This window comes from Bartonella sp. M0192, from assembly GCF_016102305.1.
Taxonomy (GTDB): domain Bacteria; phylum Pseudomonadota; class Alphaproteobacteria; order Rhizobiales; family Rhizobiaceae; genus Bartonella; species Bartonella apihabitans.
Genome location: NZ_JACFOU010000001.1, coordinates 2,176,713 through 2,202,723, shown reverse-complemented (window position 1 = coordinate 2,202,723; position 26,011 = coordinate 2,176,713). Strand labels below are relative to the sequence as shown.

General features: G+C 43.0%; 26 protein-coding genes and 1 pseudogene. 15 read left to right on the top strand and 12 right to left on the bottom strand.

Annotated elements, in window-relative coordinates; genetic code table 11:
* Nucleotides 1–44 precede the first annotated feature (44 nt).
* The 4 genes from H3S82_RS09590 to H3S82_RS09575 all read right to left on the bottom strand — a co-directional run bounded on the left by H3S82_RS09590 (nt 45) and on the right by H3S82_RS09575 (nt 5,121).
* Nucleotides 45–827 carry an ABC transporter permease gene (locus H3S82_RS09590; RefSeq protein ID WP_246785265.1) on the bottom strand — a complete coding sequence of 261 codons (783 nt, stop codon included), beginning with the start codon at nt 825–827 and terminating at the stop codon, nt 45–47.
* Between the two features lies 1 nt (nt 828).
* Complete coding sequence (locus H3S82_RS09585) at nt 829–1,602, bottom strand: ABC transporter ATP-binding protein (RefSeq protein WP_198232759.1); 774 nt, start codon at nt 1,600–1,602, stop codon at nt 829–831.
* A 44-nt stretch (nt 1,603–1,646) separates the two neighbouring features.
* On the bottom strand, nt 1,647–2,873 hold the full coding sequence (locus H3S82_RS09580; protein ID WP_198237142.1) for an ABC transporter substrate-binding protein: 1,227 nt from the start codon (nt 2,871–2,873) through the stop codon (nt 1,647–1,649).
* A gap of 805 nt (nt 2,874–3,678) precedes the next feature.
* Entirely contained in the window at nt 3,679–5,121 is a 1,443-nt protein-coding gene (locus tag H3S82_RS09575) for an FAD-dependent oxidoreductase (protein ID WP_198232733.1), read from the bottom strand.
* Between the two features lie 666 nt (nt 5,122–5,787).
* Here H3S82_RS09575 and puuE point away from each other — a divergent pair.
* The 4 genes from puuE (at nt 5,788) to uraH (ending at nt 8,421) form a co-directional block, all read left to right on the top strand.
* Entirely contained in the window at nt 5,788–6,708 is a 921-nt protein-coding gene (gene puuE, locus H3S82_RS09570) for an allantoinase PuuE (RefSeq protein WP_198232734.1), read from the top strand.
* A gap of 39 nt (nt 6,709–6,747) precedes the next feature.
* Nucleotides 6,748–7,350: an ureidoglycolate lyase gene (locus tag H3S82_RS09565; protein ID WP_198232735.1), complete on the top strand. Its 603-nt coding sequence runs from the start codon at nt 6,748–6,750 to the stop codon at nt 7,348–7,350.
* A gap of 93 nt (nt 7,351–7,443) precedes the next feature.
* The gene (gene uraD, locus H3S82_RS09560; protein ID WP_198232736.1) at nt 7,444–7,971 is read left to right on the top strand and encodes a 2-oxo-4-hydroxy-4-carboxy-5-ureidoimidazoline decarboxylase; all 528 of its coding nucleotides are present in this window, start codon (nt 7,444–7,446) and stop codon (nt 7,969–7,971) included.
* A gap of 3 nt (nt 7,972–7,974) precedes the next feature.
* Nucleotides 7,975–8,421: a hydroxyisourate hydrolase gene (uraH, locus tag H3S82_RS09555; protein WP_198232737.1), complete on the top strand. Its 447-nt coding sequence runs from the start codon at nt 7,975–7,977 to the stop codon at nt 8,419–8,421.
* 167 nt (nt 8,422–8,588) lie between these two features.
* On the opposite strand, the gene H3S82_RS09550 is transcribed toward uraH, so the two are convergent.
* The 6 genes from H3S82_RS09550 to H3S82_RS09525 form a co-directional block, all read right to left on the bottom strand.
* Nucleotides 8,589–9,881 (bottom strand): NTP/NDP exchange transporter, encoded by a 1,293-nt coding sequence (locus tag H3S82_RS09550; protein ID WP_198232738.1) that lies wholly within the window; start codon nt 9,879–9,881, stop codon nt 8,589–8,591.
* Entirely contained in the window at nt 9,881–10,690 is an 810-nt protein-coding gene (locus tag H3S82_RS09545) for an NADPH-dependent F420 reductase (protein WP_198232739.1), read from the bottom strand. The genes H3S82_RS09550 and H3S82_RS09545 overlap by 1 nt, the downstream gene beginning before the upstream one ends.
* Before the next feature lie 52 nt (nt 10,691–10,742).
* Complete coding sequence (locus H3S82_RS09540; protein WP_198232740.1) at nt 10,743–11,654, bottom strand: aldo/keto reductase; 912 nt, start codon at nt 11,652–11,654, stop codon at nt 10,743–10,745.
* A 310-nt stretch (nt 11,655–11,964) separates the two neighbouring features.
* A complete protein-coding gene (locus tag H3S82_RS09535; protein WP_198232741.1) occupies nt 11,965–13,428 on the bottom strand; it encodes a PLP-dependent aminotransferase family protein in 1,464 nt (487 codons plus the stop codon).
* A gap of 563 nt (nt 13,429–13,991) precedes the next feature.
* Entirely contained in the window at nt 13,992–15,203 is a 1,212-nt protein-coding gene (locus H3S82_RS09530) for an ATP-grasp domain-containing protein (RefSeq protein WP_198232742.1), read from the bottom strand.
* Nucleotides 15,200–16,369: a hypothetical protein gene (locus H3S82_RS09525; RefSeq protein WP_246785263.1), complete on the bottom strand. Its 1,170-nt coding sequence runs from the start codon at nt 16,367–16,369 to the stop codon at nt 15,200–15,202. Before H3S82_RS09525 ends, H3S82_RS09530 begins: the two co-directional genes overlap by 4 nt.
* Before the next feature lie 189 nt (nt 16,370–16,558).
* On the opposite strand from H3S82_RS09525, the gene H3S82_RS09520 reads away from it, so the two are divergent.
* The 11 genes from H3S82_RS09520 (at nt 16,559) to H3S82_RS09465 (ending at nt 24,871) form a co-directional block, all read left to right on the top strand.
* Nucleotides 16,559–17,023: a hypothetical protein gene (locus H3S82_RS09520; protein ID WP_198232743.1), complete on the top strand. Its 465-nt coding sequence runs from the start codon at nt 16,559–16,561 to the stop codon at nt 17,021–17,023.
* Entirely contained in the window at nt 17,020–17,451 is a 432-nt protein-coding gene (locus tag H3S82_RS09515; RefSeq protein WP_246785262.1) for a carboxymuconolactone decarboxylase family protein, read from the top strand. Before H3S82_RS09520 ends, H3S82_RS09515 begins: the two co-directional genes overlap by 4 nt.
* 991 nt (nt 17,452–18,442) lie before the next feature.
* Entirely contained in the window at nt 18,443–18,805 is a 363-nt protein-coding gene (locus H3S82_RS09510) for a hypothetical protein (RefSeq protein ID WP_198232744.1), read from the top strand.
* Nucleotides 18,806–18,819: 14 nt separating this feature from the next.
* Complete coding sequence (locus tag H3S82_RS09505; protein WP_198232745.1) at nt 18,820–20,181, top strand: aspartate ammonia-lyase; 1,362 nt, start codon at nt 18,820–18,822, stop codon at nt 20,179–20,181.
* An 86-nt stretch (nt 20,182–20,267) separates the two neighbouring features.
* Nucleotides 20,268–20,759, top strand: a complete 492-nt coding sequence (locus tag H3S82_RS09500) for a hypothetical protein (protein ID WP_198224094.1) — start codon at nt 20,268–20,270, stop codon at nt 20,757–20,759.
* 251 nt (nt 20,760–21,010) lie between these two features.
* Nucleotides 21,011–21,244, top strand: a complete 234-nt coding sequence (locus H3S82_RS09495) for a hypothetical protein (protein WP_198232746.1) — start codon at nt 21,011–21,013, stop codon at nt 21,242–21,244.
* Nucleotides 21,237–21,530, top strand: a complete 294-nt coding sequence (locus H3S82_RS09490) for a hypothetical protein (protein WP_198232747.1) — start codon at nt 21,237–21,239, stop codon at nt 21,528–21,530. The genes H3S82_RS09495 and H3S82_RS09490 overlap by 8 nt, the downstream gene beginning before the upstream one ends.
* 15 nt (nt 21,531–21,545) lie before the next feature.
* On the top strand, nt 21,546–21,899 hold the full coding sequence (locus tag H3S82_RS09485) for a hypothetical protein (protein ID WP_198232748.1): 354 nt from the start codon (nt 21,546–21,548) through the stop codon (nt 21,897–21,899).
* Between the two features lie 346 nt (nt 21,900–22,245).
* Nucleotides 22,246–22,596, top strand: a complete 351-nt coding sequence (locus H3S82_RS09480) for a hypothetical protein (RefSeq protein ID WP_198232749.1) — start codon at nt 22,246–22,248, stop codon at nt 22,594–22,596.
* 354 nt (nt 22,597–22,950) lie between these two features.
* A complete protein-coding gene (locus H3S82_RS09475; RefSeq protein ID WP_198232750.1) occupies nt 22,951–23,283 on the top strand; it encodes a membrane lipoprotein lipid attachment site-containing protein in 333 nt (110 codons plus the stop codon).
* A gap of 1,315 nt (nt 23,284–24,598) precedes the next feature.
* Complete coding sequence (locus tag H3S82_RS09465; protein ID WP_198232751.1) at nt 24,599–24,871, top strand: hypothetical protein; 273 nt, start codon at nt 24,599–24,601, stop codon at nt 24,869–24,871.
* 5 nt (nt 24,872–24,876) lie between these two features.
* On the opposite strand, the gene H3S82_RS09460 is transcribed toward H3S82_RS09465, so the two are convergent.
* On the bottom strand, nt 24,877–25,227 hold the full coding sequence (locus H3S82_RS09460) for a hypothetical protein (protein ID WP_198232752.1): 351 nt from the start codon (nt 25,225–25,227) through the stop codon (nt 24,877–24,879).
* 208 nt (nt 25,228–25,435) lie between these two features.
* Nucleotides 25,436–25,822, bottom strand: a pseudogene (locus tag H3S82_RS09455) (ornithine cyclodeaminase family protein); the annotation flags it as partial.
* Nucleotides 25,823–26,011 lie beyond the last annotated feature (189 nt).

Below are 26,011 nucleotides of genomic sequence, written 5' to 3'. Positions count from 1 at the left end.
ATCCCCCCCTTGTCCGTTTTTTATCTTTTGGAGCTTTCCTAATTTCAACCCTTTTTGATACTCCACGGGAAGAGAAGTTTCTGGGTAAGAATAACAAGTTGGAACAAGATAAGCGATATGGCAGCCAGCACAAAAAGCCCCGCCCAGGCTTGCGGTATTTTATAAATCGAGGTGGAAAGCTGGAGGAAGAAACCGATGCCCTTGTCGGCCGAAACAAATTCGGCAACAACCGCACCGATAACGCATAAAGTAATGGAAATTTTCAAGGCCGAGAAAATATAGGGCACGGCATAGGGCAGGCGGATTTGCAATATTTCACGGCGAACCGGTGCGCGGAGCGATTTTGACAATTCGATAAGTTCGGGCGGTGTTGCAAGAAGCCCTGTCGAAGTGGCAATGACCAGCGGAAAAAACGAAATAAGAAAGGTGATGAGAATGCGCGGAAAATCACCCGAACCGAAGGCGACAATGACAATCGGCGCAATGGCAACAACCGGTGTCGACTGGATAATGACCAATAACGGATAAACCGTTTTTGATAAAAGCGGCGAGCGGATAAGACAGACAGCAAGCGGCAAGGCAATCAGAATGGATACAAAAAAGCCGAGCAGTGCCACCCGCAAGGTTGCAAATATATGAACAGCCCAACGCGCCCCATCAATCACATGGAAAGCTTTAAAAATTTCAATCGGCGCCGGCAGGATGAAAGAGGGAATGGCAAATACTGTCACCGCGATTTGCCAGATCACAAGAATAGCCACAATCAGCAACACTGCCGGTAAGCCAGAGAGCAGCGAGGAGAAGTGAAACAGCTTTATCTTCCTCATCTTAAGCGAGCTTTGGCTTGATGAGGAGGTTTCTGAGGGTGTGAGCGAAGTCATGGACCACCTTTTGGTTTGCAGTTTCGGCGTTGCGTGGCCGTCCGAGCGGCACGTCGAGTTCGGTTAAAACAGTTCCCGGCCGACCGGCAAGAACCAGCACACGGTCGGCAAGAATGGCAGCTTCATTGACAGAATGGGTAATGAACAACACGGTTTTCGGCCTGTCGGCAAAAATTCTTAAAAGTTCAAAACCCATTTCATCGCGGGTTAGCGCATCAAGGGCGGAAAACGGTTCGTCCATCAACAAAATATCGGGGTCGAGATGGAGCGCGCGGGCAATGCCGACACGCTGCTGCATACCGCCCGACAATTCGTCCGGCATGCGTTTTTCAAAACCGGTAAGCCCGATCATGCGCACAAGTTCGTGGGCTTTATCAATATCGGCGGAATTGACCTTGCCGAACTTGTGTTTGATGGGAAAAGTAATATTGTCCACAATATTGAGCCATGGTAGCAATGTCGGGCGCTGAAAAACAATGCCGACATCTTCGCGCGGTTCCGTAACCGGCATCCCGAAAACTTCCACCTTGCCTTGTGTCGGTTTCAAGAGTCCGGCAATCAACCGCAAAAGCGTGGATTTGCCACAACCGGAAGGCCCCAATACCGCAAGAAATTCGTGATAGCGGACATCGAAACTAATGTTGTGAAGGGCTTCTGTTCGCCCTGTCGATGTTGTGAAAAACTGGCTTAGCCCTTCAAAACGGATAGAGGGGGGAGAAATCGCATTGCCGGATTTCATTTCAACAGATTGCAATTGGCTTGGTGTCATTTGAAGCCCTCCAGATTTTCGGAAAAACCGGTTTTAACAGCACTTTCAGCAGTTATCGCATTCGGGTCGAGGTTTAAAGCTTCGGCCGTTTTTTGCCATGTGCGTTGAAGCTTGTCGCGGCGGTAAGTGCCAAGGCCGTATTCATCTGTCTCGTCATTGTAAATGAGCTTCAATGTATCAAGAAGCGACCCTTTAACACTCTGCCGATCAAGTTCGGGAACACTTTCCATTACCGCATCCACCGCTTCATCGGGATGTTCATGCATGAATATGATTGACTGCCGATAGGCCTTGATAAAGCGGGTCAGAACATCAGGCTTTTCGGAAATGAATTTGTCTGCGGCAATCAGCGAACTGCCATAAAGATCAAGGCCACTTTCGACCCACGGAAAGGCTCTGATTTCTTTATGCGCAATTCTCGCCTGCTCTTCATAGCGCGTATAGTCGGTGAGCCATGCAATAATCACATCGGTCTTTCCGGTTATCAACATCGGCCCCAAAGCACCGGAGTCGACGCGTGTAAGCGCAATATCATCCATGGATAAATTCTGGGTTTTCAGGAAAGGCGGCAAGAAAAGGTTGGAAGCGGTAAAAGGCGAGGTGGCAACGGCTTTGCCCTTTATATCGGCAATTGAGTGGATGGGACTGTCGGAAAGGACATAAAACGCATGCGGCGTTTTGTTGAAAATTGCCATAACCGCGCTCACCTTCACATTTGCGCTTACACGCGCAGCCATAAGCGCGGTGATGTCGGCTGCCCCCACATCGCTCACTCCGGCAGCAATGCGGGTAATGGCATCATTGCCGCCACGTCCGGGTTCAATGGCAACATCAAGCCCTTCGGATTTGCAAAACCCTTTGTTTACACAAACATAAATGGCGGTTTTATCACCACCAGGTAACCAGTCGAGTTGAAAACGCACTTTGTCAGGGGCCTTTTGAACCTCTTTGGCCTCAATCGTTTGGGAAAACAAAAGAAGCGCCAAACTCCCACAAAGAAGGCTTGATGAAAGAAAACTGGCCGAAAGAAGTCTTGTTTTAAAAAGACTTTTCAAAGCAAATTTCATGACCTGAAAACTAGTCAAAGCAAATTTCATGGCCTGAAAACTAGCAAGCGGAAAAGCGTGTTTAAAAGTCGAAAATGCCTGTTCGGATTGCTTGCGAATAAAGCTTTTTATAGCGGGCTTTTTGAGGCACAGTATTTTCGAAGTTGCAATTTTCATTTTGCCTTCGAGGCAAGAAGTGAGGCTCATTGAAAAGCCGGTGCGAGGGAGGGAATAAAAAGCACTGTCGCTATTATTTCGGCATTTTGCCTGCATGAACTTTTCCTCTCCCGCTTAAAAAAGCATTCCGGTTTTTTTGAAAAACCCGAAAAACCGAACGGGCATTATGAACAATTTTGAGTTATGCCATTTGTGCTGTCGGGTATTATCCGTTTTCAAAAAAGCGGATAATCAGCACAAGAAAGGCGGCGTATAGATATTCAACTTACGAAACCAAGCGTATTTTTTAACCTATAGTGTCATCCTGTATTTGCCGGAAAACCTTATTCTCTTTCTTTGAAGATGTTTTTTTCTTCTTCAAAAAAGAAAACCGGTTTTATTTCCGACGACCCAAGACTTACACGAACAACAAGTGAAAACAAGAGAAAAAACTTAAAAAATAGGCGTTTTTATTTATTGATTAAATTTTATGCAATTTTACAAATAAGAAAATGAAAAAATAAAAAGATCAAATAAAATCAATGATTTGAAAAAACACTATTGACCGGCTCCGGTGCAACCTCTGCGCTTTTATTGAGCGTTCTTAAAATTCGCACGGGTTGATCTAAATTCTCTTAATATTGCTTTCGACTTTCGAGCGGGGGAAAGAGTGAAATCAGGGCTTAAAAAATCAAACAGGAAAACAATAAAAATCGCGCCACAAAGGGCGCGATTCTAAATGATTGAAAGGAACATGAAAGTTCCTGTTGCTTTTCAAGCGAGCCGGTTTTGGCAATTGCCAATTATCCGTTCACCCGAATGGCTTTTAACCGGCTTTTCCCATGGCGACCGGTTGGGGTGCTGTGAGCTCCTTCTCATCAAATGATCTCAGAAGATCATAATGATAATCGGCATCTTCGCAGAACAATTCACTGCTCACCCCATAGGCAAGTCTTCTCACGCCGAATTTCAAAGCCGAAATTCCGGCCGATGCGGCAAGGCTCGGCATACCGGCAAAAGTATAAGTGAAAATGCGCTTGAGGTAAGGCGCTTCACCTTTCACCTTTTCCTGAAATTGGAAGTTTTTCCCAAGATAAGGACAGCTTGCAATCACCGCATGTTCTTCACCCGCTGGCGGGGTAAAATGGTCGCCCCAGGTTTCGATTTTATCAGCAAAACGGGCAATTTCCGGCCGCGTTTTAAGGTCGATAATCAAGCCTGTGCCGACAATCAGAAAATCGAATTTATCACTTTCATGCGGTGTGACAAGGACAAGCTTTTCACCATCCATTCGGCAGCTTTTTATGGGGCTTGCAAGTTTCAATTCATAATTGTCGAATTTTGTGCACCGTAAATAGGAATCCTGTGTTGGCGGCTGGTTGACATCGAAGAGATATTTCATGAACTGCCATTTCTTGTCGTCATCAAGATCTGCAAAATGGCGCAAAAACCCGCTATATTCCATAAAACGGTAAGGGTTGACTGTCGGCAAAATGGAACGTCTGACAAAATGCTTTACCGATTTTGCACCGTGTTCCAAAGCTGTGGCACTATTGTCGAAAGAAGACGAGCCACCACCCACAACGGCAACACGCTTACCAGCAAGTTTGTCAAAATTAATTGCTTCGGCCGTGTGGGCATAAACCTTCTTGTCAAGAGCATCCTTGAACATATCCGGCACAACCCATTGGCCGCTGCCCTCGATACCGGTCGCTAAAACCACAAGGCGCGTATAGATCATATCGGCTTTGCCGTTTCTTTCGATATGAACTGCAAAAACACCATCTTGCAGCGGCTCTATGTCGGTTACAATTGTCCGGTTTGTCACCTCTATATGGGTAACTTTTTTCAACCAGTCGAGATATTCCGCCCAAAGATTGGTCGGGATTTTATAAAGCTCTTCCCAGGATTTATGCCCGAAACGCGCTTCCCACCAGGCACGCACAGTCAAACTGCCAATGTCGAGATCAGGGCCTGTCACATATTTCGGCGTGCGCAATGTGTGCATGCGGGCGTAAGTGCGCCATGGCCCTTCAAAACCGGCTTCATTTTTATCCAGAATGGCAATGTTTGTAACGCTTTCCCGCCGCAATTGTAGCGCCAATGTCAAACCGCTTTGTCCGCCGCCAATAATCACAACATCCTTCACCGGATTGCCGTGATATGTCTTCGGTTTTACCCATTGACGGGCAGGATAGTTCAAACATTCAAGATCATATTTTGCCTGTCGCTCAAGCTTGGCAAGATTTATTTCGCTATTTTCTGGCATGTCTATTCCCCATTATTGGCAGGCCAAGGAACAAGCTCCGGCTTTTAGAAGAACCTTGGCTGCCGGTTTAAAACGAGGATGACACTTTTTGTCCGGATCGACCCGATCGACCCGCAATACGCTTTATGCCGGTGATTGTAAGGCTAAATATAAGGCAGAAACTTGTCAAGATTAAAAAATAGGCAAAATCAAATATAATTTGCTGTTATTTCAAGCATAACCCATTGGGCAACACGTATAAATGGGCTTTTATTTTGCTTGTTTTTCGTTTTGTTTTTTCTTTTTTTGATAGTTTGTCGCTCGTTCAATAGTATTGATTTCGTACGAGGTGAAATAAAGGAACGGAAACAATCAGTGCGGTCTGCTGCGCCGCAATTAAGCGAGGCTCCGACAATCAAGTGAAACACCGGAAGGGCATTACGTTCTCATAAAAAGCACTTCCGGAAAGGATGAAAGCGGACAGATAAAAAGCACTGCCGGAAAGGAAAAACACGCACAAAAGTTTTTTCTGAAATGTCGGCGCTATTATAACCCGAAAGTTAAGTGGCATGGCTCTTGCTTTTCATATTTTCAGCAACTGTTCAGATGCGGAAATTCTACGCGGTTTTAGATCGAAGTGTTTTCCGGACAGTGTTTTTCAATTTTGTTGTTTGGGGAAGAAGAACCATGAAATCCAAGAAAGATTATCGCACCCGCCAATTTTATGGTTATGGGCCGAACCCGCCAGACCCCGAATGGCCGGACGGGGCAAAAATTGCTGTACAATTTGTCATCAATTATGAAGAGGGCGGGGAAAGCAATATTCTTCATGGCGACAAAGCCTCCGAGCATTTATTGTCCGAAATTGTCGGCGCAGTCCCTTGGGAAGGGCAGCGCAACCTCAATATTGAATCCTTGTATGAATATGGTGCGCGTGTCGGCTTCTGGCGGCTTTACCGGCTTTTTACCGAAAGAAATATGAAGCTTACAGTTTTTGCCGTGGCCAAGGCTTTGGAACTCAATCCGGCTGTTGCAAAAGCCATGGTCGAGGCCGATTGGGAAATTGCCACCCATGGCTTTCGTTGGCTTGAATATAAGGATGTCGACGAAGAGGAAGAGCGTTTTCATATTCGCGAAGCCATACGCATCCAGAAAGCACTAACGGGTGAACGCCCATATGGAATCTATCAGGGAAAACCGTCGATCAACACTTTGCGGCTTACCATGGAAGAGGGCGGCTTTATCTATTCGTCAGACACTTATGCCGATGAACTTCCCTATTGGGTGGAAGGCATTGAAAAGCCGTTTCTGATGATTCCTTATACATTGGATGTCAATGACATGCGCTTTGCAACCGCACAAGGTTTCAACAGTGGCGAACAATTTTTCAACTATCTTAAAGACAGTTTCGATGTTCTTTATGAAGAGGGCGAAAAAGGCTCGCCGAAAATGCTTTCTATCGGCTTGCATTGTCGCCTGGTCGGCCATCCGGGGCGGGCAAAAGCGCTTGAAAAATTTCTCGATTATGTGGCAGCCAAAAAGTCGGTTTACATTGCGCGGCGAATAGATATTGCCCGCCATTGGCAAAAAGTGCATCCGGCCAAATAAGCCTCAAACAGAATAAGAAAAACCGGAGAACAGGAAACAATGGTCGAGCACAAAAATCATAAAAGACAATTGCACGAGCTTGCCGTTTTAAAAATCGGAAAAGCCGAATTTTCTCCTTTTGGCGATGTAATCGACGTGAGGGAAGAAACAATTGCGCCCGACCAAATGGGTAAAGAAAATAATAGAGGCTCGGCTTACCAAAAAAATCCGGTTATGATCCCGATCAATCAGGGGCGGGCAACCCGCTTTGATGATCTTGCAAAGGTTGAAGCGGAGGGGGAAAAGTCCCGCGTTCTCATCAATGTCTTTCGGTCTCTGCCGATCAGTTTTCCCTTAATCATTGCCATGATGGAGCGTCACCCTTATGGCTCGCAGGCATTTTTGCCAGCGGGCGACAATCCGTTTCTCGTTGTTGTGGCAAAGGATGACGGGGGCAAACCTTCCGCCCCGCAAGCCTTTTATTGTCCGCCACGTGTCGGCGTTAATTATCATAAAAATGTCTGGCATTTTCCGCTTCTGGCACTTTTCAGGACAAGCGATTTCTATGTGGTTGATCGCGGTGGTGTCGAAAACAATCTTGAAGAATATTTTTATGAAGATGAGGCTTGGCAAATAAGCCGGTTGCCGGATTTTGATAAATGACGGAAAGGCTTCGCGAATTTGCGTTTTAAAAAACGGAATTGAGCAAAATATAAAAAATAAATACAGGCAAACAAATAGAGGGAAATAGGCCCCGTGAAAATTGAACAATTGAACACTCTTAGAGCCGCCGTTTTTATTGATTGTTTAAGCGGCATTTTCGAGCATTCCCCTTGGGTGGGGGAAAGTGTTGCGAAAAAACGGCCATTTAAAAATCTCGATGCGCTTTATGAGGCCATGGTCGAAGCGGTCAGACAAGCTCCGGAAGAGTTGAAAGACAGGTTGATTTTGGCTCACCCCGATCTTGCGGGTAAACTCGCCCGTTCATCGAAATTGACGGAGCAATCGGAAAAAGAACAAAAAGGGGCTGGGCTTGATCGTTTAAGCGAAGATGAATTCGATCAATTTCAGAAATTGAATGAAGCCTATCGGGCAAAATTTTCCTTTCCCTTTATCATTGCGGTGCGGGGGCATGGTGGCAAAGCCCATGACAAATATTCCATTCTCGCCAATATGAAAAAGCGCTTGAACAATGATAAAGATGAAGAAAAAGCCACAGCGTTGACGGAAATCTTCCGCATTGCGCGCTTGCGGCTAGAAGATCTCATCGACAGCGAGGGATAAAACATGACCGGTTTGACAACCCATATTCTTGATACGGCATCCGGTAAACCGGCTTCCGGCATCAAAATTCAGCTCTATAAGCTTTGCCAAAAAAATGTTCCGGAAAATGAAAATAACGGAACAATAAACAAACCTCATGAAATGGACGAAAAAACGCATTTCGCGTGCGAAGAAACGCAATCCATCGTCAAAAAATTGCTTGTTGAAACAAAGAGCAATCAGGACGGGCGAACGGAAAAGCCGCTTCTTGATGAAAAGGCAATGGAAAAAGGGCAATATGAATTGCATTTTTTCACGGCAGCCTATTTTTTAAACCAAGGCGCAAAACTTGATAACCCGCCTTTTCTTGATGAAATCACCATCCGCTTTTCAATAGCCGATAACACCGCCCATTATCATGTGCCGCTCCTTGTAAGTCCGTGGAGCTATTCAACCTATCGCGGCAGTTGAAAAACGAGGCTCGATATGCAGTTATAAAATCAGGCCGGATATTAAAATGAGGCCGGATATTATGACCGGATATAATGAGACGCGCACATCATTCTCGCCGCCACTTTCAGGCACAAGTTTGTAAGCCGATGTTTCAGGCTCGTTGAGTTTTTTTAGCGCTCTTGGGTTTAAAGTTCGTCGTAACGCTTGCCGATTTTCTTTCCGGAAATTGCCCAGAGACAGGATAAAACAAGTGCAAGCAGCATAATAACCGGCGGGTAGGCAACTTTGTTCATAAGCGTATCGACCCAGCCCCAGAATGCATCCGACCCGCGATAGACAAAAGTATCAATAGCGTTTTTGGCACTGAAACGCGAATTTTCATCAACTGCCGAAAAGAGCATTTCACAGGCAGGGCGGGCAAGTGCATATTCTCCCACACGCCGCAATATCATCGCAATTGCCAAAATCGGAAAACAATAGAATATGCCGAGTAGTCCGAACAGGATCACCATCATGACAGGCAGGCTCACAAGCAAGAATGTCACGCCGAATTTTTTTGCAATGCGGGCGGTAACGAACATCTGGATAAGAATGGACGAGGTTTGCACAACCGTATCCATAATGGAAAAAAACTGTGTCTGTTCAGCAGGATTGGTAAAGGTCGCCTGAACAAGGCGCGCCTGCGCGTAATATAGAAAAGTGGTTCCGGCCGAAGTGAAAATGGCATAAACGGCAATTTGGCGCAGATAAGGCGATTTTACGATAAGTTTCAAGCCAATCCATATGCCGGAATAGGTTTCACCGTTTGCTGTTTCCGACGCGATCATTCCGGGTTTGTCTTGTTTCATGTCTTTGCCGCGGCCGAAATCATTTCGCCAGTGCACGAGAAAAAGCCAGAGAAAAAGCGTTGATAAAAACAGCGCTGTCGAAATTAAAAGCAGGCCGGCATAGCCCACTTTTTCAACCAGAAATGCGCTTATCAGCGGGCCGGTTATGCCGCCAAGGCTTGCACCTGCCGATAGGGGGCCAAACAGGCGTTCTGCCTGTTCTTTGGTAAAAACCTCGGCCAAAAAGCTCCATGTCAGCGAAATAACGAACAGGTTATAAACCGAAACCCAGACAAAGAATGCCCGCCCTACCCAGACATTGCCGCTATTATAATAAAGGCTTAGCGTAAAGCCGAGCATAATAAGGCTACAAAAGAGCGTTGAATAGATAAAGAGATTGGTCTTTTTAATTTTCTGGCTGATAAAGCCGAAAACGGGCACAACGAGAAACATGGCGCAAAAAGTGGCAGTAAAAAGCCATGAGAGGTGATCGACACCACCGGCAATGCCGAATGTTTCCCGCACCGGCCGCAACATGAAATAGCTGCAAAAGACAAGAAAAAGCGTGAAAAAGCCGCCCAAAAAGGCAACCGTTTCATGCGCTTTTAGCGCGAACAGACGTTCAAATATATGTTGCAGCTTATTTGTCATTATAAGCCAAGGCGTTTTCGCAATTTATCTGCCGGAAGGTGAGCACGAAAACCCGGCTCACCGGGGGCAAAAATATGCGCTGTTTCAAGTTTGCCGGTAATGATAGGTTCGCAACCGGTTTCGCGCACAAGCTCGGCTACAACGTCCAACGCTTTTTCATCGTCACTAGCGATCGGCATACCCACAGCTTCTATTCGTTTATTGAAACAATCTTCAATGACTGTGGCGTCAACCGCCGAAAAAGCACGGACAAGACGCACATCCGGCACATATTTTTTTACCGTTTCGGCAACGCCGTTTTTCTTCGCTTCAATTGAAAGAGGCTCTAAAGTTCCTCCCCATAAAGGCGGGTTTGTCGCGTCAATAACAATTTTTCCCTTCATTTCGGCGGCAAAATCTTTGCCGATTTCTGGCCAGGCCGAAAACGGCACTGCAACAAGAATAACATCACCAAATTGTGCCGCCTGACGCGGAGTGCCAATTGAAGCTTTTTCGCCAAGCGGGTTTGTCAAGCGCCGCAACTCATCCGGATGGCGCGAAGAAAACATCACCGAATGGCCGGATTTCACGAGAAGGGTTGCAACGGTTCCGCCAAGCGAGCCGGCGCCAATGACCCCGATTTTAAGTTTTTTGACATCGGCTTCCGTTTTTGTTGCGGGGCTATCGTTGACTGTTTCTGTTTTGGATGAATTTGAAGTCTTCCCCGCCGAATTTTCAGTATTTTGTGAAAAAGCTTTTGAAAGCGAAAAAATCTCTGCAAGAGACAGAGCCAAAGCCGATTTCAATATAAAACGACGATCAAGAGACATGTTGAACCTTCTTGTCTTGAACTTTGTTGTCCAGAACGGTAAACCTTCTTGTTCAAATCGGGAAAGCCTTATCAAGTTTTGCAAGATCGTCTTCATCAAGATGAAGAGAAAGTGCGGCACTGTTTTCACGGCAATGTGCGGGCGAACCTGATTGGGGAATGGAAATGGTAAAATTGTTTCGGATTGTCCAGCCGATTGCGACGGCCGCAGCAGTCATTTGATGTTTTTGCGCAATATCTTTTAAAACCGCATTTTGCAAAAGTGGTGTCTTGCCGGAACCAAGCGGTGAATAGGCCATAATCGGCATAGCGTTATTTTTTGACCAATCGAGAAGGCCACCTTCGATAGAGCGGTCAACAAGTGAATATTCCACCTGATTGGTTGCGCATTGGTCGCCCTTTTCAAGGCTGAAAAGATCATTCATGTCATTGACGGAAAAATTGGAAACGCCCCAATCGACAATGGCACCTTCGCTTTTTAATTCTTCAAACGTATCAACCACAGTTTTGAGGTTTGAAATTCCGCCACGCCAATGCAAAAGATAAAGATCCATCTGCTTTAATCCCAAGCGTTGAAGGCTGTTTTTGCAGGCATTGCGAATGTCTTCGGCTTTTGTTGCGTGCGAAGGCATGACTTTGGAAACCACGTAAGGTTTTGTTCCGGCCTTTTTTATAACACGGCCAACCATTTCTTCAGCTTTACCGGAACTATAAAGTTCGGCGGTATCGATCAGATTCATGCCAAGTTCAAGACCGGTTGCAAGCGCTTCCTCTTCTTGTTTAAGAGGGCGTTGACCGGCTGCAAGTGTCCATGTTCCCATGCCAAGCGTCGGGATCATCCGGCCGGTTTTAAGACGGATTAAAGGGTTTTTTAAAGCTGTGGCTTGTGTATTTGCCGAAATTGTCGGGCTAACCATGAAAGCTGCACCACAGGCGATAGCAAATTGTCGACGTGTTATGTCCATTCTAGCGCCTTTCCTGTTTTTGTTGAGTGCAAGTATAATCGAGCTTTCAAAAACGAGAAAGATATTATTGTTCATTTGAACGATGAATGAAAATCATGAATGATCGGAGAAACAGAATTTTTATCAAGCCACGCTTTAGAGACTGAAAAGCTTCTCATGAGGTCACAACGCTCATCGAAAAAAAGCCACTTCGACAGATGAAAGCTTCAGAAATTCGCTTCAATTACAGCAGCAATATCAACAAACATCAAGCAAAATAGATTTTTTTAAATAATTCATAAATGTGAGTTATACTAAAATATAAAAATATTTATTTCGAAGAAACATATGGTCTGATGATCCGATTGAAATCCGAGATTATTTTATATGCCTCTTCTTGGGTTTTCAAATTAGAAAAGGATAATATTAATCCGCTCAAATCTCTTCTTTCTATTTGACGGTTTGAAATGCAACCAATTCCAAAATTTTCTTTTTGTGCGATTTTCATTAATGCCAGATCGTTACATTTAAAACAATTCTTTAATAGCAATAATGTATTAAGTCCGTGATTGAAATTTTTTACATGGAATATATCGGAAACATATCTATTCAATGCATTTTGTAAAAACATTTGTCTTTTTTTATAATTAAGCCTCATTTTGTTCAAATGTTTGGCAAAATTACCAGAATCCATAAATTCGGATAATACAGATTGATTTAATATTGGAAATCCATCTATCCATCTTTGATAAAAATCGGTTATTTTTGGAACCATATACTTTGGAACAATAAAATAGCCTAGTCTTAGGTCAGGATTAATTAATTTACTGAAACTACCGATATAGATCATATTGGCGTTTCTATGATTATTGAGACTGGTGAGAGCCGGTAGCGGATTGTTGTCATATCTGAATTCGCTATCGTAATCATCTTCTATTATAAATGTACCATTTTTCTCAGACCAATCTAATAATGTATTTCGATTATCGTCTCCCAGAACGTAGCCGAGAGGGCTTTGATGATTGGCTGTGACGATAATAAATTTAACGTCGGGATGGCTTTTCAAAGCATCGGAAATCTGCATTCCGTTATGATCGACAGGAACGGGTACAATATGTGCACCCGAGCTTCTAACAATGTCCAAAGTGGGCGGAAAACACGGGTCTTCTAAAAATACTGTGTCTTGCGGTTTACCAAGAGCTTGCATGAGCAAATTTAAAGCGCCGCGAAAGCCGCTAGTAATGAAGACCTGATCAGGTTCGCAAACGATTCCACGGGACAGCCCGACGTAACGGGTAATGCTTTCCTTTAACTTTTTAAGCCCTGTCGAATGGGGATAAAATAACGAGTTATGCGTTTCAGCAATCTTTCGCTTGAGAAGACCACTCCAGTATTTTGCGGGAAATAAATCAATGGCCGGTAAACCGATCTGGAGCTTTTTGAAGGCCGTTCCTTCGGCATAAATGGACCGATGTTTTACGGAATTGGTCTTAGTCTTTTTTGACGAGCTTTCAGGGGCGAGGGAATGGCTTGCAACATATGTGCCGGCAGGCCCTCTGGAGACGAGATAACCATCGCCAATAAGACGACTATATACGCTTTCCACAGTGTTTTTTCCAACCCCCAGTTCAAGCGAAAGAGCCCTGATCGAGGGTACGCGCTGTCCTATTTGAAAACTACCGCTATCAATTAAATTAATGATCTTTTGGTAGAGCCTATCACCAATTCCTGCGCGGGACGACTTGGGCGAATAGCTTGTGCCCGTCAATTTTACGTTTTTAAGCCCGTTTGACATTCGTTTCCTCGCCGTCAGAAACATTCATAACAATCGATTTTAGAAAGAATATATATTAGCATTGAATGGGTCAAACCGGTGAAGAGTAGCGCGAAAACTTTACACATGAGCGAGAGCGGATTTTTCTGCCCGACTTTGATTTTACTGACTTAAACGAATTATAATCATGACGAGGCGACCCACGGCTCATCACAATCCGGTTTCCCGTCATCGGTTGACGGTAAAGGCATTCTTCAAGAGGTCGGCATCATGAGTTTAACGAATGGCAGAGGGGTTGGCGGGACAATGTCGTTTTCATAAGAAAAATGAACGCATGTTTGATATTTTTTGCATCTCTTTTTTCAAAAAAAGAAAACAAAACATGTCGGATTTATAATCCAGACGCGCCGAAAAAGTGATGTGAAAAAAGCGTAGAAAAAGCCGTTTTCTATTTTTCATGCGGTAGCAGAATTATTAATACGGTAGCAGACACCATCAAGAGCACAGCCTACCGCGTGCCAGAGTGAACTTTCTTATTCAAGCGATCATTCTTGGACCATAGGTTTTTGGGCCAAAGAAGTGGTTCATGCAGCAAAGAGCGCTCTTATTTTATCCTCGATCACATCCAAACTCGCCGGATCTTTTGCAACGGTCGTGATGATACCGGGACAGTTGGCCAAGTCGGTCGTCAAAGGGATTGGACTATTGTCACCGAAAAAAAGTTTTACAGTGGAAACACCCGGAATAGATTGGAAATCTCTGATCAAGCGTGACGTATCGCTGACATGTCTATCCGCTTTTTCATTTATCAAAAAGATGATACGCCCATTTGTTTCAAGAATTGCGGGTTTTGAATTGAAGTTATCCGAGCATACAGAAACGGCCGTCTCGAGCAATCCGTTACTATAGCACTCGTTGAACAAAAGCGGGGCAATGCCGCCGTGTAATCTCGCTCCGACTTCAACCATCACCGGACCTGTCTTTGTCCATATAAGTTCCAGATGAGCCGGCCCATATTCGATAGCAACAGCTTTGATGCACTCGACAGCATAGGACAATAATGGCGCATAGTCCTTGATTGTCAGGTCCAGAACCTCCAGCGCTTCATAAACAAAATGGCTGTTATTATGCGTTCCTTTTCTGTACCGGCATAGACTACAAACTTTTGTCACTCCTTTGAAGGAAACGAGATCAACGACATATTCATCGCCCGTCAGTCTTTCTTGTAAGAGAAATGACGTGTTTTTCTGGCCAACAGCATTTGTTCTATCCCAGTCGATTTCTTTGATGTGCTGCTTTACGTCATCAGGGTTTTCAAAAAACAGAACATCATCGGTTAAACAGGATTCATTCGGTTTTAATACATATCCGGTTGGAGATGAAAATATAGGAAAATCCGTCGTTTCCCGAGTAATCTCGATTGTCTTGATATGTTTTAGGCCATTGATTTTGAGCCGCTTCTGCATGTCAATCTTGCTACGGCGCCAATTTGTATGATGCACATCATTGCCTGGAACGCCGAAATAATCGGCAAGCGCTTCTGTGCAGTAGACACCCGTTTCAGCACCGCATAAGACCGCAAACACATCGTTAGAACCGAGCTTATTTTTAATTTCATCAGCCGAATATAAATTTTTGTCGAAAAAACCTTCGCCGGTAAAACTATTCGCAAATTTGGGGGGAAGATTTTGGTCAGATTGAACGCAATAACACAAATATCCAAGTTTCGATATTAAAGGGGCATAAAGAGCACCGGTTGACATCGGATCAACAATAATAACGCAATTTTTATTCATTCCGTTGCTCCCGATGAACGTTTAACGAAGACTATCCAAACAAACATGATCAAGGCGACAGCCGGAAAAAGATATATTGCCGAATAAGCCCCAAGAACGGCCTTACCGGTCAGGATGCCAAAAACCATCGGCCCGATGGACTGCGCTAAAGTATACATAAGCGCACTAACGCTACTGACCTGATCGGCCTCGCTATCATTGCTGGTCTTATCAATGATGGTTTTACGTGCGTGAATGCGTATCGTGTTTATCGAAAAACCGATAAATAAACATGCCACGATCGCCATATAGGGATGCCAGGAAAGAGTAAAAATCAAATCAGCGAGAAGGAGAACGATTGCCGGTATCAAAAACCGGAACCAGCCGATGTTGATAAAGGCTGCCGAGAAAGCGCCAAGGCCAGCTACGGCACTGCATAAGCCAAAATATTCGCTGTTCAAATTTTTTACTTTTTGAAAAATGATCGGTGTAAGGACGTTGAATGCGCTAATATGAAGCCCCACCAAGGCAATGACGATACAAAGATAAATCAGACTTCTGGCGAGAGGCTTTCCTGAGAAATGTGCTGGTCGATTTGCTTCCCCGATTGTTGGTCCGGATTTTTCGGAAAAAATAAATCGTGCTGTTGCGCTGACGATGATGTCGAAAATGCATATCAGCGTAATCAGCTTATTATAATTCAGAAACAATAACAGATATCCACTCGCCATCGCTCCGAAAAAGGAACCGAGCTGAACGATTGTCTGCATCGTTCTCGATGCCATTTGCGAGCTGATGTGTCCCTGAAGGACAAGCTTTGTGTTTGCCGCTTCCAATACTGTCAGTGTCAATAGGGAAAGATAACCAATGCAAAGCGATGTGATGATAAAACCTATCCACGTGTCGGCAATAGCAAACAGGCTACTCATCAATATCAAACCGAATACAATTATTCTTCGAAGATAAAGGCCGGCTAAACTTATCGATTTCTGCTCGTAACCACGTGCCAATTTTTTCAAGATTAATGGAAATATCACGCCTATCGAGAGTATGCAGCCAAGGAATAATGGTGAATTTGTAACCCGAAGAGAGTTCCAGATATTGGAAAGCAACAACACCATATCGGAAAAATAAAGAAGGACGAGCAGAGAATAAAATCTGTAGGCATGTGGATTCATAATTTCCATGACAGCGCTCGAGGTCAAAAAGACAAGAAACAGATCTTTACGTTTGTTCTGATGACATACCCCTACAATGCATTCTTTGTGTTCGAAACCAAAATTCGAATGTCACTATCAAATTGTCCCGATATGTCCCTATCGCAGTCAAAGGGTTTGCGACATTGTCTCATTCACAGAATTTGAGAATGGTGAAGCATGTTTGACTTTGGCAAATCGTCTACGCAAAGGCGGGGCATTTTTTTTGCTAAAGGGAGAATATATTTTGCTAAAGTAAGTTTAGCTATCAGCTATCTTTCGGCTGTATTTGACCGTTTCGGTTTTTGGGGCCATTTCGGTGAAACAGGTGTTTCATGGGGCTCGATGACCCAATTTTTTAAACATGTCTCAATCCTGTGTCCCTGGGCTCCGGAAAACATGATTCCTGTTATTGGCTGGGTGGTCACAGTTTTAGAAGCAGTTATCGCTTTATCATGTATTATCAACGTAAAGAACAAATTCATTAACATTGCAAATATATTTATATTAATATTATTTATTATAAGTATGTCATTTTTTCAAAGTATAAAAATGATGATTAATTTTAATGTTATAGTTTGTTTTGCACTTTCGTTATTAATATATTTTGAAGACAATAATGAGAATAAGGAGAAGAGAATATGAAAAATCTCAGATTGAAATATTTTGACTTGTCACCGGAGCTCATGAGTGGTTTTAGAGCCGTGAAAGTCGCGTTGGAAAAAAGCGTTGTAGAACAAAAATTGATTGAACTGGTCTATCTCAGAGTTTCTCAAATCAATGGATGCGCATATTGCCTCAATCTCCATACAAATTCCCTGCTAAAAGATGGTGAAACACAGCGCCGCATAGCGGAAGTGGCGGGATGGCGTGTGAGTGACCAATATTCTGAAAAAGAACGAGCAGCGCTGAACTGGGCAGAGCAGTTAACCAACATATCGACAAGCCACGCCGATGACGAGTCCTACGAGGCATTAAAAAAGGTCTTTAGTGACAAAGAAATATCAGACCTTACATTTGCAATATCGCTGATGAATGGAATGAACAGACTTGCCATTTCTATGCGGCAGTGACCTCTATTAAGGACAATGTCGAACAGTTGAGTAAAGGAACTCGTAAGTAATTTTACGGATTTTAGTTGAGGCGCTGGTCATTTCTTTTCTAAAGCTTTAAGCGCTTAATCAGGATAGAGACGAGATCTATCTTGAAACAGAAATGACCAGCGTTTGAGCAAAAGGTCTATAAAAGCTTTTGATTAAATTCTTTCCATGAAGACGTTAAAAGCATTGTGGAATGGTATTGAGACGATAAAATTTATAAAAAATACGTTGTTTTTATTTTGTTGAATTTTGTTTTGCACGAATTATTCATTTTTAGCACTCGATAGTTTATTTTTAAGACCCGTTCCGATTAATAGAAAAATACATTTTGATATACTTGGTGGATCAACCGAGAAATTTGCGTTTTCTTCAAGTATTGCGGATAGCCAGACTTGATCTAACAAACATTGAAAGACGTGAAAATATCAGAATTGTCGACGCAAACTTCATTTCTCATTTGAAGATGGAAGTTGTCCGATCGTATCTTGGACTTACTGGTTTTCGGGCGATGATATAGGAATGACTTGCTATTGTTCGGGAGCGATCGGGATTCCTCACGCTGTAACATGTCAACATAAACAATTTTTTGATGGTAAGTGTGAACACGTGCTCGGGCTTGTTCGGAAACAGATTTGATTAGACTTAACCGCCATGCGCCCCGACAAACGCTTAAGATCTTTTGGTAATATCTGTTCAAAATAGGCTTTGGTGCCGCGCAAGGATTGTGCAGAAGTGTTGATCTGTTCGAACTCGACGGTTGAGGTAAGCGGGTGAATGTGCATGAGAAAATCTGTCTCGGACTTTTGCCAAGGAGCGGGATGAAAAGCGAAGATCGGGTTGATAAGTGAAGATAGCAAGATCGTCTCGCACCTTATAAACAGACGACGACCAATAGAAGATTCAGAAGTCGTATTTCTCTTCGAAATGTGCTAATTCGGATTTATTTGGGTGGAGGATCTATTCGGTGATCAAAAATACGGACAAACCCTTCGAACGAATGTTTGCTGTTTTGGATTATGTTGCCAGTTCTCTCAGAGCTGTCTCTACCACTGAAATTTCAGAAGAACCGGAACGGCCACTGGATAAAACTAACCGAATTGTTGCCAACCTCGTAGCACAAGAAATTCTACGCTGTGTAGAAGACGTAAGACAGAGAGTTATCGGTCCGGTTCTTGATCCCGAAACGGGCTTTGCTCGCCGAAAGGTTGCCGACCATATTGTATTTACGGATTACGCCGAAATCATTGAAAAAAACATAGCTGAAACATTTTTTAAATCACCGAAAACCGACCGTGCGCGCGAGTTTTTAAGCCAGATCGTTCACTAAAAAGAGCTATTATCATGACACTACAATTACGAACTGAAACGGATACATTGGGAACTGTCACTGTACCTGCCACTGCCTATTACGGGGCTCAGACAACGAGAGCAATAAACAACTTCCCGATTTCAGGACAACCCATTAGCCGTTTTCCCGATTTGATTAAAAGTCTCGCCTATATCAAGTGGTCGGCAGCGAAAGTGAATATGCGTCTTGGACTGCTTGATCGAAAAAAGGGAGAAATTATTTGTCAGGTTTGTGACGAAATCATCAAGGGCGATCATCTCGACCAGTTTCCTATTGACCTTATCCAAGGGGGAGCCGGCACATCCACCAACATGAATATGAATGAGGTCATCGCCAATCGCGGCCTTGAGATCATGGGCAAAAAGAGGGGACAATATCAGGCACTTCATCCCAATGATGATGTCAACATGTCACAGTCGACAAACGACGTTTATCCGACAGCCGTGCGTCTGGCCATCTTGTTCACTCATGAAAGACTGGTGAAATCCATTTCTGTTTTATGTGCGAGGTTCAAGGAAAAAGGCGTCGAGTTCAAAGACATAAAGAAGGTTGGACGCACACAATTGCAGGACGCCGTTCCTATGACGCTGGGTGAAGAGTTTCAGGCTTTCGCTTCTACACTCGAGCAAGACATCAGCCTCATCAAACAAGCCGTTTTACTCGTTCAAAAAGTCAATCTTGGCGGAACAGCCATTGGAACCGGCATCAATGCGAAGCCCGAATATCAAAAATCAATTGTGGAAGAACTGTCTGAAGCAACAGGGTTAACACTCGAGCAGACACCGGATAAAATCGCGGCAAGTTGGGATATGGGCGCTTTTGTTTCGATTTCAGGTGCTTTGAAACGGACTGCAATCAATTTATCGAAAATATGTAATGACCTGCGTTTGCTTTCAAGCGGTCCACGCGGCGGTCTCCATGAAATCAACCTTCCGGCAATGCAACCCGGATCATCCATCATGCCCGGTAAAATCAATCCCGTCATTCCAGAGGTCGCCAATCAAACGGCTTTTCTGGTCATGGGCAATGACCAGACCATCACACTTGCCGCTGAAGCCGGACAATTGCAGCTCAACGCGATGGAGCCGATCATTGCGTTCAAAATTCTGGAATCAATGGAATTCATGTCTAATGCCATTCATACACTTGCTGAAAAATGCGTTGCAGGGATAACCGCGAACAAAAATGTCTGTCTTGAATTTTTGGAATCGAGCACAGCAATGGTCACGGCCATGTCACAACAAATAGGCTATGAAAAGGCTGCACAACTGGCTAAGGAAATTATTCAAAATGACCTGAGTTTTTCAGAGGCACTTAAAAAACATAAGGAAATAAATGCTGAAAAATTCATCTGAAATACGTTTATGAAAATGCCAGAAATTGAATGGTCAATAATCTCGAAGCCCCTATATAAGGATCTTCAGAATAGATTGAGGCTATAATGTATTATAAAAACTTATTTATGAACCTACTGGCAATTGTTGTGCTGTATGGATGTGGAGCTCACCACAGCAGATTTGAGTCTCAATACCCAGATCGTCCTAGACCAGATAGCGAACGTGATATATTGCAAACTTTTGTGGGTAAACCTGCCTCAACCTTAAACCGCTACTTGGGTAGCCCGGATGACCAACGTTTAGGTATTTGGGTATGGGGAGAAGAAAAATGGGTTTATGCATCAGTTAATCAGAGCAATATAGGATCAACTGATATGAAAAGATCTAATAGAGATACATGTAGGGTTGTAGCAAAGACGAATGAACAAGATATCATTCAAAGCATTTATTATGAGGAAGATATTCTTGAATCAGGAAGCGTTAGATGCCCGACTATAGAAAATTTGAACAAACTTACATATATAGTAAATCCTGCGTTGTATGAATATGATAAGAAACATGGGATAAAAAGAGATAATTACTGGATACCTAACTGATGGGAAACCTCATTGAGTTTTTTAGTCAGGCGGGTTTTAGTTGGCCTCACTCACGTTTAACATAGTCAATTCGTTTCCTATACGATTAATTGCGTTTCATAACCGAATAGAGATGCTGCAATCAGCCTTCGGAATCAAAATAATTGTAACTTCATTTGTCAGCCAAATATGCTCATCAGCGTACTGGTGCTGTTGATGCTTCTATATATTTCCGTTTTTTCCAAAAAACCAATTCGTTTAGCCCTGAAATAATGGTTTCTGATTATCAGGAAATACCCGAAAATGAATTTCGGGGTATGACAAAATCGGGTGCCGCTATGATAGATTATGCTGAACGATATGGCTCGCAAGGTCTAGAAATTTATGGGCATAGCCGAGGTTCAATGACATGGTTTAATGCAATGGCAGCACTTGATAAACGTGGAGAAACAGGCGTTCTATCCAATACTGATGTTCATTATTATGGACCTCTCTCCAATGCGTGAAAAAACAGCTGATCTATTAAATAAATTAAGTAATGGAAACAAATATAGTGTTGAGCTGCAACGTCATAAGTATGATTTTGTTGGTCTGCTCATTGGTGGCAATCCTGCAACAATGTATGAGGCACCCGAAGGTTATAACCAATTAAAAGCAATTGGCGGTATGTTTGGTTTTGATGGCAAAGACTTTTCTGTTCATAGTTGTTATGGTCTTGGGAAGCGAGGTTGTGGTGATATGTATGGTTCTGCAAAATCTAAAATTATCAAAGCTCAAGGACGCTCGTTTTAAAATGTGGAAACAAAAATGAAGAATAAAATTATTACATTACTATGCTTGTCGTCATTAAGTGTTTTTAGTGGTTGTGGTGTGTTTAAGCCTGGTTATGTAGATCACGGCCCACCATCTCGTGCTGCATGGTTTCAAAAGCCAGGCGCAACACCGGAAGAAATAGCTGAAGCAAGTGACAAATGTGAAGAACGCTATCCAGATGATCCAAAACTTGACCCAAATGTTAGACAGAATAACATTTTTAAACAAAGGTTTTGTATGGAAGATCAAGGATATTTTCCAAAGAGTGGAACCAGAGCGATAGATGCGTGTAAAAACTTTCATAATCCAAAAGTTCCTATTTGTGAGGCGAGGGGCGCTTATAATTAAAATAATGGAGTAATTATTGAGCTTTGGCCCAGCAGCTCATGCATAACCAACTGTCAATTTATTGAACAAATTGAGTGTAGGTAAAAAAGATGAAATGACTTTGTAACTTCATAATCGGGATTTTGTTGGTCTGCTCATTGGTGGCAATTCGGCCACGATGTGGGTGCTTCTGGTAGTAGTATGCTGTTGTAATGGCTTAATATGTTTGGCGGTTTTGATGGGAAGCGTGGTTTCTCTATTCATAGCTGCTAGAGACCAACAGCTTGGTTGTGGCGATAATTATAATTCTGTAATATCTACAAATACAAAAGTTTAAGGACGCTCGTTTAAAAATGTGGAAACAAATATGAAGAAAAAAATTGTTCTATTACTATGCTTGTCTTCATTAAGTGTTTTTAGTGGTTGTGGTGTGTTTAAGCCTGGTTATATAGATCACGGCCCACCATCTGCTAGTCAATGGTATCAAAAGCCAGGTGCAACACCGGAAGAAATATCTGAAGCATATGACAAATGTGACGAACGTTATCAAGATGATCCAAAACTTGACATACATGTTAGAGAGAATATCGTCTTTCAAAAATTGTTTTGTATGGAAGATCAAGGATATTTGCCTAAGGATGGAACCAGAGCGATAAAGTCTTGTAGAAACTTTCGTAATCCAAAAGTTCCCATTTGTGAGGCGAGAGGCGCTTATTAAAAAAGTATAAATTGTATTTTACAATTCGTATATTTTTTGAGGAAATTGAAATGAAAAAAACGACCGCTGACCATTCAGTTAGGGATAAAGGTTCGCGGTTGTTTGGCATTGAGCGTTAATTACTATTTTGAGGCTTATGACGCCAATTGAAAAGAAATAACAAGTAGAATTCAATATTCTGTCCACGGTTATGGTATTTGTCGAGTGTGCAATGCGTTTGTTCGAGCCATAAAGACGAGGCTTTGCGCATTACTGATGCCGATAAGGGCAATGAGATAAAAAGTGAAAGTTCTTGCAAGTGGCGTCCATGCATGAAAATGATATTATCAAAAAATAATCCAAGGTGAGGATTCAATGAAAAAATTTCTCTCTCTTTTATGTGTCGTCTTTATGCTGAGTGGCTGTTGGCTTTCTCTCAACTTTAGTCAGGAAATTCAAGATAAATGGCGTGGGCAACCTATTGAAAATATCATCAACCGGTTAGGCCCATTCCATGCCGCACAAAATAAAAAGGGAGAAAAATATATATACTGGGAACAATCTTTTCAAAAAAGTACACCTACAGGATCTGAGTTAGCTTATTGTGAAACCCGCGCGTTCTATGACGACCACGGCAAAATTACAAGGCTGGATACTTATTCGAGAGGAGCTAATTGCGCTTTTGGTTTTAAAGACGCGCTAAAGTAAAACAGTTGTTATCGGTTGGTTTTTAATTTATTCAGCATGTAGAAAAATTGTCTTTATTAGGGCTGTTGTTAAAATGAAAAACTTTGCAATAACTATATTTGTTTTCATCGTTTCGGGTCTCTTCCTCACCGCTTGTCAACAAACCACTGCGACGTCGTCTCAAGAAAAACCGGCTATGGTAAAAAAAAGCGAAAAGCTTTGTGAACGACTAGGGTGTCATGTGACATATCACCCATAACCCTGAATTATTTTTATGGCCTTTAGAGGCGTTGTCAGAATAAAGTTGTACTTGGGCAAAGACTTAACCCCTTAAAGACGAGATACATTCATGGTGGTGACTTTAGCGCGATGAAGTCACGCGACTGCATGTTGCCAAACTTATGAAGAAAGAGAGTATAGAAACAATATACCGGCGGGCTATTACCTTGAAGCCGGCAATCCGGTTACAAAGTTTATCCCTATCTGCTGACGTCGGTATGAATTATGCACTGAGTAGTGATTTTTGCGTGGAAGATAAAGGCTGTAGAGGACAGGGTATATCTGCAAAAATTCCGTGTCAAAGCTATACAAAATATCATGGTTCCAAGCTTCCAATATTTATAACACCTGGTGCCTATAAATAATACGATGGTTGATAAGGACATTCATCTTTTCCATTCGGCAAGCAATGCAAAGAAAAATGTTATTTTAATATTGTGGAAATCCGGCCGTGACGTGGCAGGTGCCTTCCGGTAGTGATATGCTGTTGGGACGGGTTAATATGTTTGATGGTTTTGATGGAAAGCGTGGCTTTTCTATCCATAGCTGTTAAGGCTCTGGTTAATCTGGTGGCGGCGCATTTGGTCCATCACAAGGCTTACACGTGCGAGCAGGGGGGATAGGTTATGATTTATAGAAAAATGACCACTATTCTTCTGATATCTATTTTGCCAGGTTGTAGTCTTGGTCACTTGGATAACCCACCGGGGCCAATCCACGATCTTTATGTCAAAAGAGGTGCTGATGAATTAGAGGTCAAAAAAGCCCTCATGGAATGTGGGTATCCTGCACCTTATTATGTCACATGGCAAGGTTATGACTTAACAGATAACCAGGCGGTAGAGTACACATCATGTATGGAAAGTCTGGTTTTAGAGTCATAGAACGTGTAGGCAGAGATGCCGCCTGTTATACATACAGGAACCAAAACCTACCTGCTTGTCAACCGAATGCGGTTATTCCATCCCGCAGTGTTTCGAGAAGAGTGAATAGTGCTTATTGCAAAGAATGGAAAGACGAGCATCTGCCAGTATGTGAGCCCTAATCAGGAGAAAACATGATGAAAATGAAAACAATCGGTATCGCATCAATCTCTATGGCGACTATCTTCATAAGTGGTTGTTTGACAATGAGCGGTGACTACAAAGTCACCGCAGTCGATCAAGCAGGTAAGCCGATTATGGAAAAGTCTGAAATTTATGCTGAAGGACGCATGATTTATACGATGAGAAATGCAATTTGCGCCAACAACCCTGGAGCCACCGTCCACATTACGGATATTCATAGCGGAAAAGAATTAAAGAGTGAAAGCCCTTATAAATGTAGATAACCCCACTATTTCAAATCCGAACTATAATGGGCGCAATTCAGTCCTTTATTATAAGTGACAAATCTTGTGATCTTGTCCTCATTATCAACATATACGCGCAATTCACATGATTTAGTAACATAGCCCCCGAGCGGACTGCCTGAACCAGTTACCAAGAAGTTGCCTTCTTTTTGTCGGTAATAATATTTTTCGCCCTTTTCATCCACGCTGAAACCACCACCTGGCCCGATGGCTTTTTGTAAATCACTGATTGGCCGACCTCGCCATGCTTCCTGTATTTTAGCAGGGATATTGGTTGAAAACCAACAGCCGCCCAAAAGCACCAACAGTGGTGCCAAAATAAGAGACTTACGCATTGGCTTTTCTCTCGGTTGGGTTGATAAGTTTAATCTTTATGGAGTGTAACATAGTCAAACAACAATTTATTGCACAAAAATTTATTCAAGAAACATCTTTGTGTAACAAAAGAATAAATTAAAATGCTTTAGGAAGACAAAACTAGGTTTCGTCCGTTTTTTCTACCGTTTTGTTGCAGAATTATAAACCAGTCGGGCTGCAACCAAATCAGCCAATCCGGGTCCCTACGGCTTTAAAAAGCGTTATGTCCCGATCATTGACGCGTCCCTTTGCGTTACCCCTTATCAAATCTGTTAATGTTGCTTTGATATGGGTTTTATTGATAATGCCACTTTTTAAAGGCTGTACAATATCGCCTGCTTCATCAAATGCTTCTTCAGTGTCGATATAAACCTTACTCTTCTTGATTGTGAGATCATCGGATTCTCTCATTTTTGGTGTAAAAGCACCAATGAGATCCACATGCGTGCCTTCTTGAAGCCAGTCACCGTTGATAATCGGCTCTGTCGATAAAGTTGCCGACGTTATAATATCTGCTTCTTTAACATCGGCTTCCAGATTTTCGCTGAGTTTGGCCGCAAAACCTAATGCGTTAAGGTGTGAGACAAGCTTTCAGGCTCACGTGCCACTTGCCGAGGCTGAATTGGCGGAAGTTGAAACGTCCTCCGACAAGTAGCTCAGGCAATGGGCGTTGTCATTGCCATCGCGTTTAATAGTCAATGCCGTATGTATCAGAACCAATGGACCGGAAAGTTTTGCAATCTTCTCACGGGCATCACGGGC

Excerpts from the sequence above, each read along its gene's own strand:
- H3S82_RS09590 (WP_246785265.1), bottom strand. The coding sequence starts at position 827 with ATGAGGAAGATAAAGCTGTTTCACTTCTCCTCGCTGCTCTCTGGCTTA.
- H3S82_RS09580 (WP_198237142.1), bottom strand. The coding sequence starts at position 2,873 with ATGAAAATTGCAACTTCGAAAATACTGTGCCTCAAAAAGCCCGCTATA.
- H3S82_RS09575 (WP_198232733.1), bottom strand. The coding sequence starts at position 5,121 with ATGCCAGAAAATAGCGAAATAAATCTTGCCAAGCTTGAGCGACAGGCA.
- puuE (WP_198232734.1), top strand. The coding sequence starts at position 5,788 with ATGAAATCCAAGAAAGATTATCGCACCCGCCAATTTTATGGTTATGGG.
- H3S82_RS09565 (WP_198232735.1), top strand. The coding sequence starts at position 6,748 with ATGGTCGAGCACAAAAATCATAAAAGACAATTGCACGAGCTTGCCGTT.
- uraH (WP_198232737.1), top strand. The coding sequence starts at position 7,975 with ATGACCGGTTTGACAACCCATATTCTTGATACGGCATCCGGTAAACCG.
- H3S82_RS09550 (WP_198232738.1), bottom strand. The coding sequence starts at position 9,881 with ATGACAAATAAGCTGCAACATATATTTGAACGTCTGTTCGCGCTAAAA.
- H3S82_RS09545 (WP_198232739.1), bottom strand. The coding sequence starts at position 10,690 with ATGTCTCTTGATCGTCGTTTTATATTGAAATCGGCTTTGGCTCTGTCT.
- H3S82_RS09540 (WP_198232740.1), bottom strand. The coding sequence starts at position 11,654 with ATGGACATAACACGTCGACAATTTGCTATCGCCTGTGGTGCAGCTTTC.
- H3S82_RS09535 (WP_198232741.1), bottom strand. The coding sequence starts at position 13,428 with ATGTCAAACGGGCTTAAAAACGTAAAATTGACGGGCACAAGCTATTCG.
- H3S82_RS09530 (WP_198232742.1), bottom strand. The coding sequence starts at position 15,203 with ATGAATAAAAATTGCGTTATTATTGTTGATCCGATGTCAACCGGTGCT.
- H3S82_RS09525 (WP_246785263.1), bottom strand. The coding sequence starts at position 16,369 with ATGGAAATTATGAATCCACATGCCTACAGATTTTATTCTCTGCTCGTC.
- H3S82_RS09520 (WP_198232743.1), top strand. The coding sequence starts at position 16,559 with ATGTTTGACTTTGGCAAATCGTCTACGCAAAGGCGGGGCATTTTTTTT.
- H3S82_RS09515 (WP_246785262.1), top strand. The coding sequence starts at position 17,020 with ATGAAAAATCTCAGATTGAAATATTTTGACTTGTCACCGGAGCTCATG.
- H3S82_RS09505 (WP_198232745.1), top strand. The coding sequence starts at position 18,820 with ATGACACTACAATTACGAACTGAAACGGATACATTGGGAACTGTCACT.
- H3S82_RS09500 (WP_198224094.1), top strand. The coding sequence starts at position 20,268 with ATGTATTATAAAAACTTATTTATGAACCTACTGGCAATTGTTGTGCTG.
- H3S82_RS09495 (WP_198232746.1), top strand. The coding sequence starts at position 21,011 with ATGGTTTCTGATTATCAGGAAATACCCGAAAATGAATTTCGGGGTATG.
- H3S82_RS09490 (WP_198232747.1), top strand. The coding sequence starts at position 21,237 with ATGCGTGAAAAAACAGCTGATCTATTAAATAAATTAAGTAATGGAAAC.
- H3S82_RS09485 (WP_198232748.1), top strand. The coding sequence starts at position 21,546 with ATGAAGAATAAAATTATTACATTACTATGCTTGTCGTCATTAAGTGTT.
- H3S82_RS09480 (WP_198232749.1), top strand. The coding sequence starts at position 22,246 with ATGAAGAAAAAAATTGTTCTATTACTATGCTTGTCTTCATTAAGTGTT.
- H3S82_RS09475 (WP_198232750.1), top strand. The coding sequence starts at position 22,951 with ATGAAAAAATTTCTCTCTCTTTTATGTGTCGTCTTTATGCTGAGTGGC.
- H3S82_RS09465 (WP_198232751.1), top strand. The coding sequence starts at position 24,599 with ATGATGAAAATGAAAACAATCGGTATCGCATCAATCTCTATGGCGACT.
- H3S82_RS09460 (WP_198232752.1), bottom strand. The coding sequence starts at position 25,227 with ATGCGTAAGTCTCTTATTTTGGCACCACTGTTGGTGCTTTTGGGCGGC.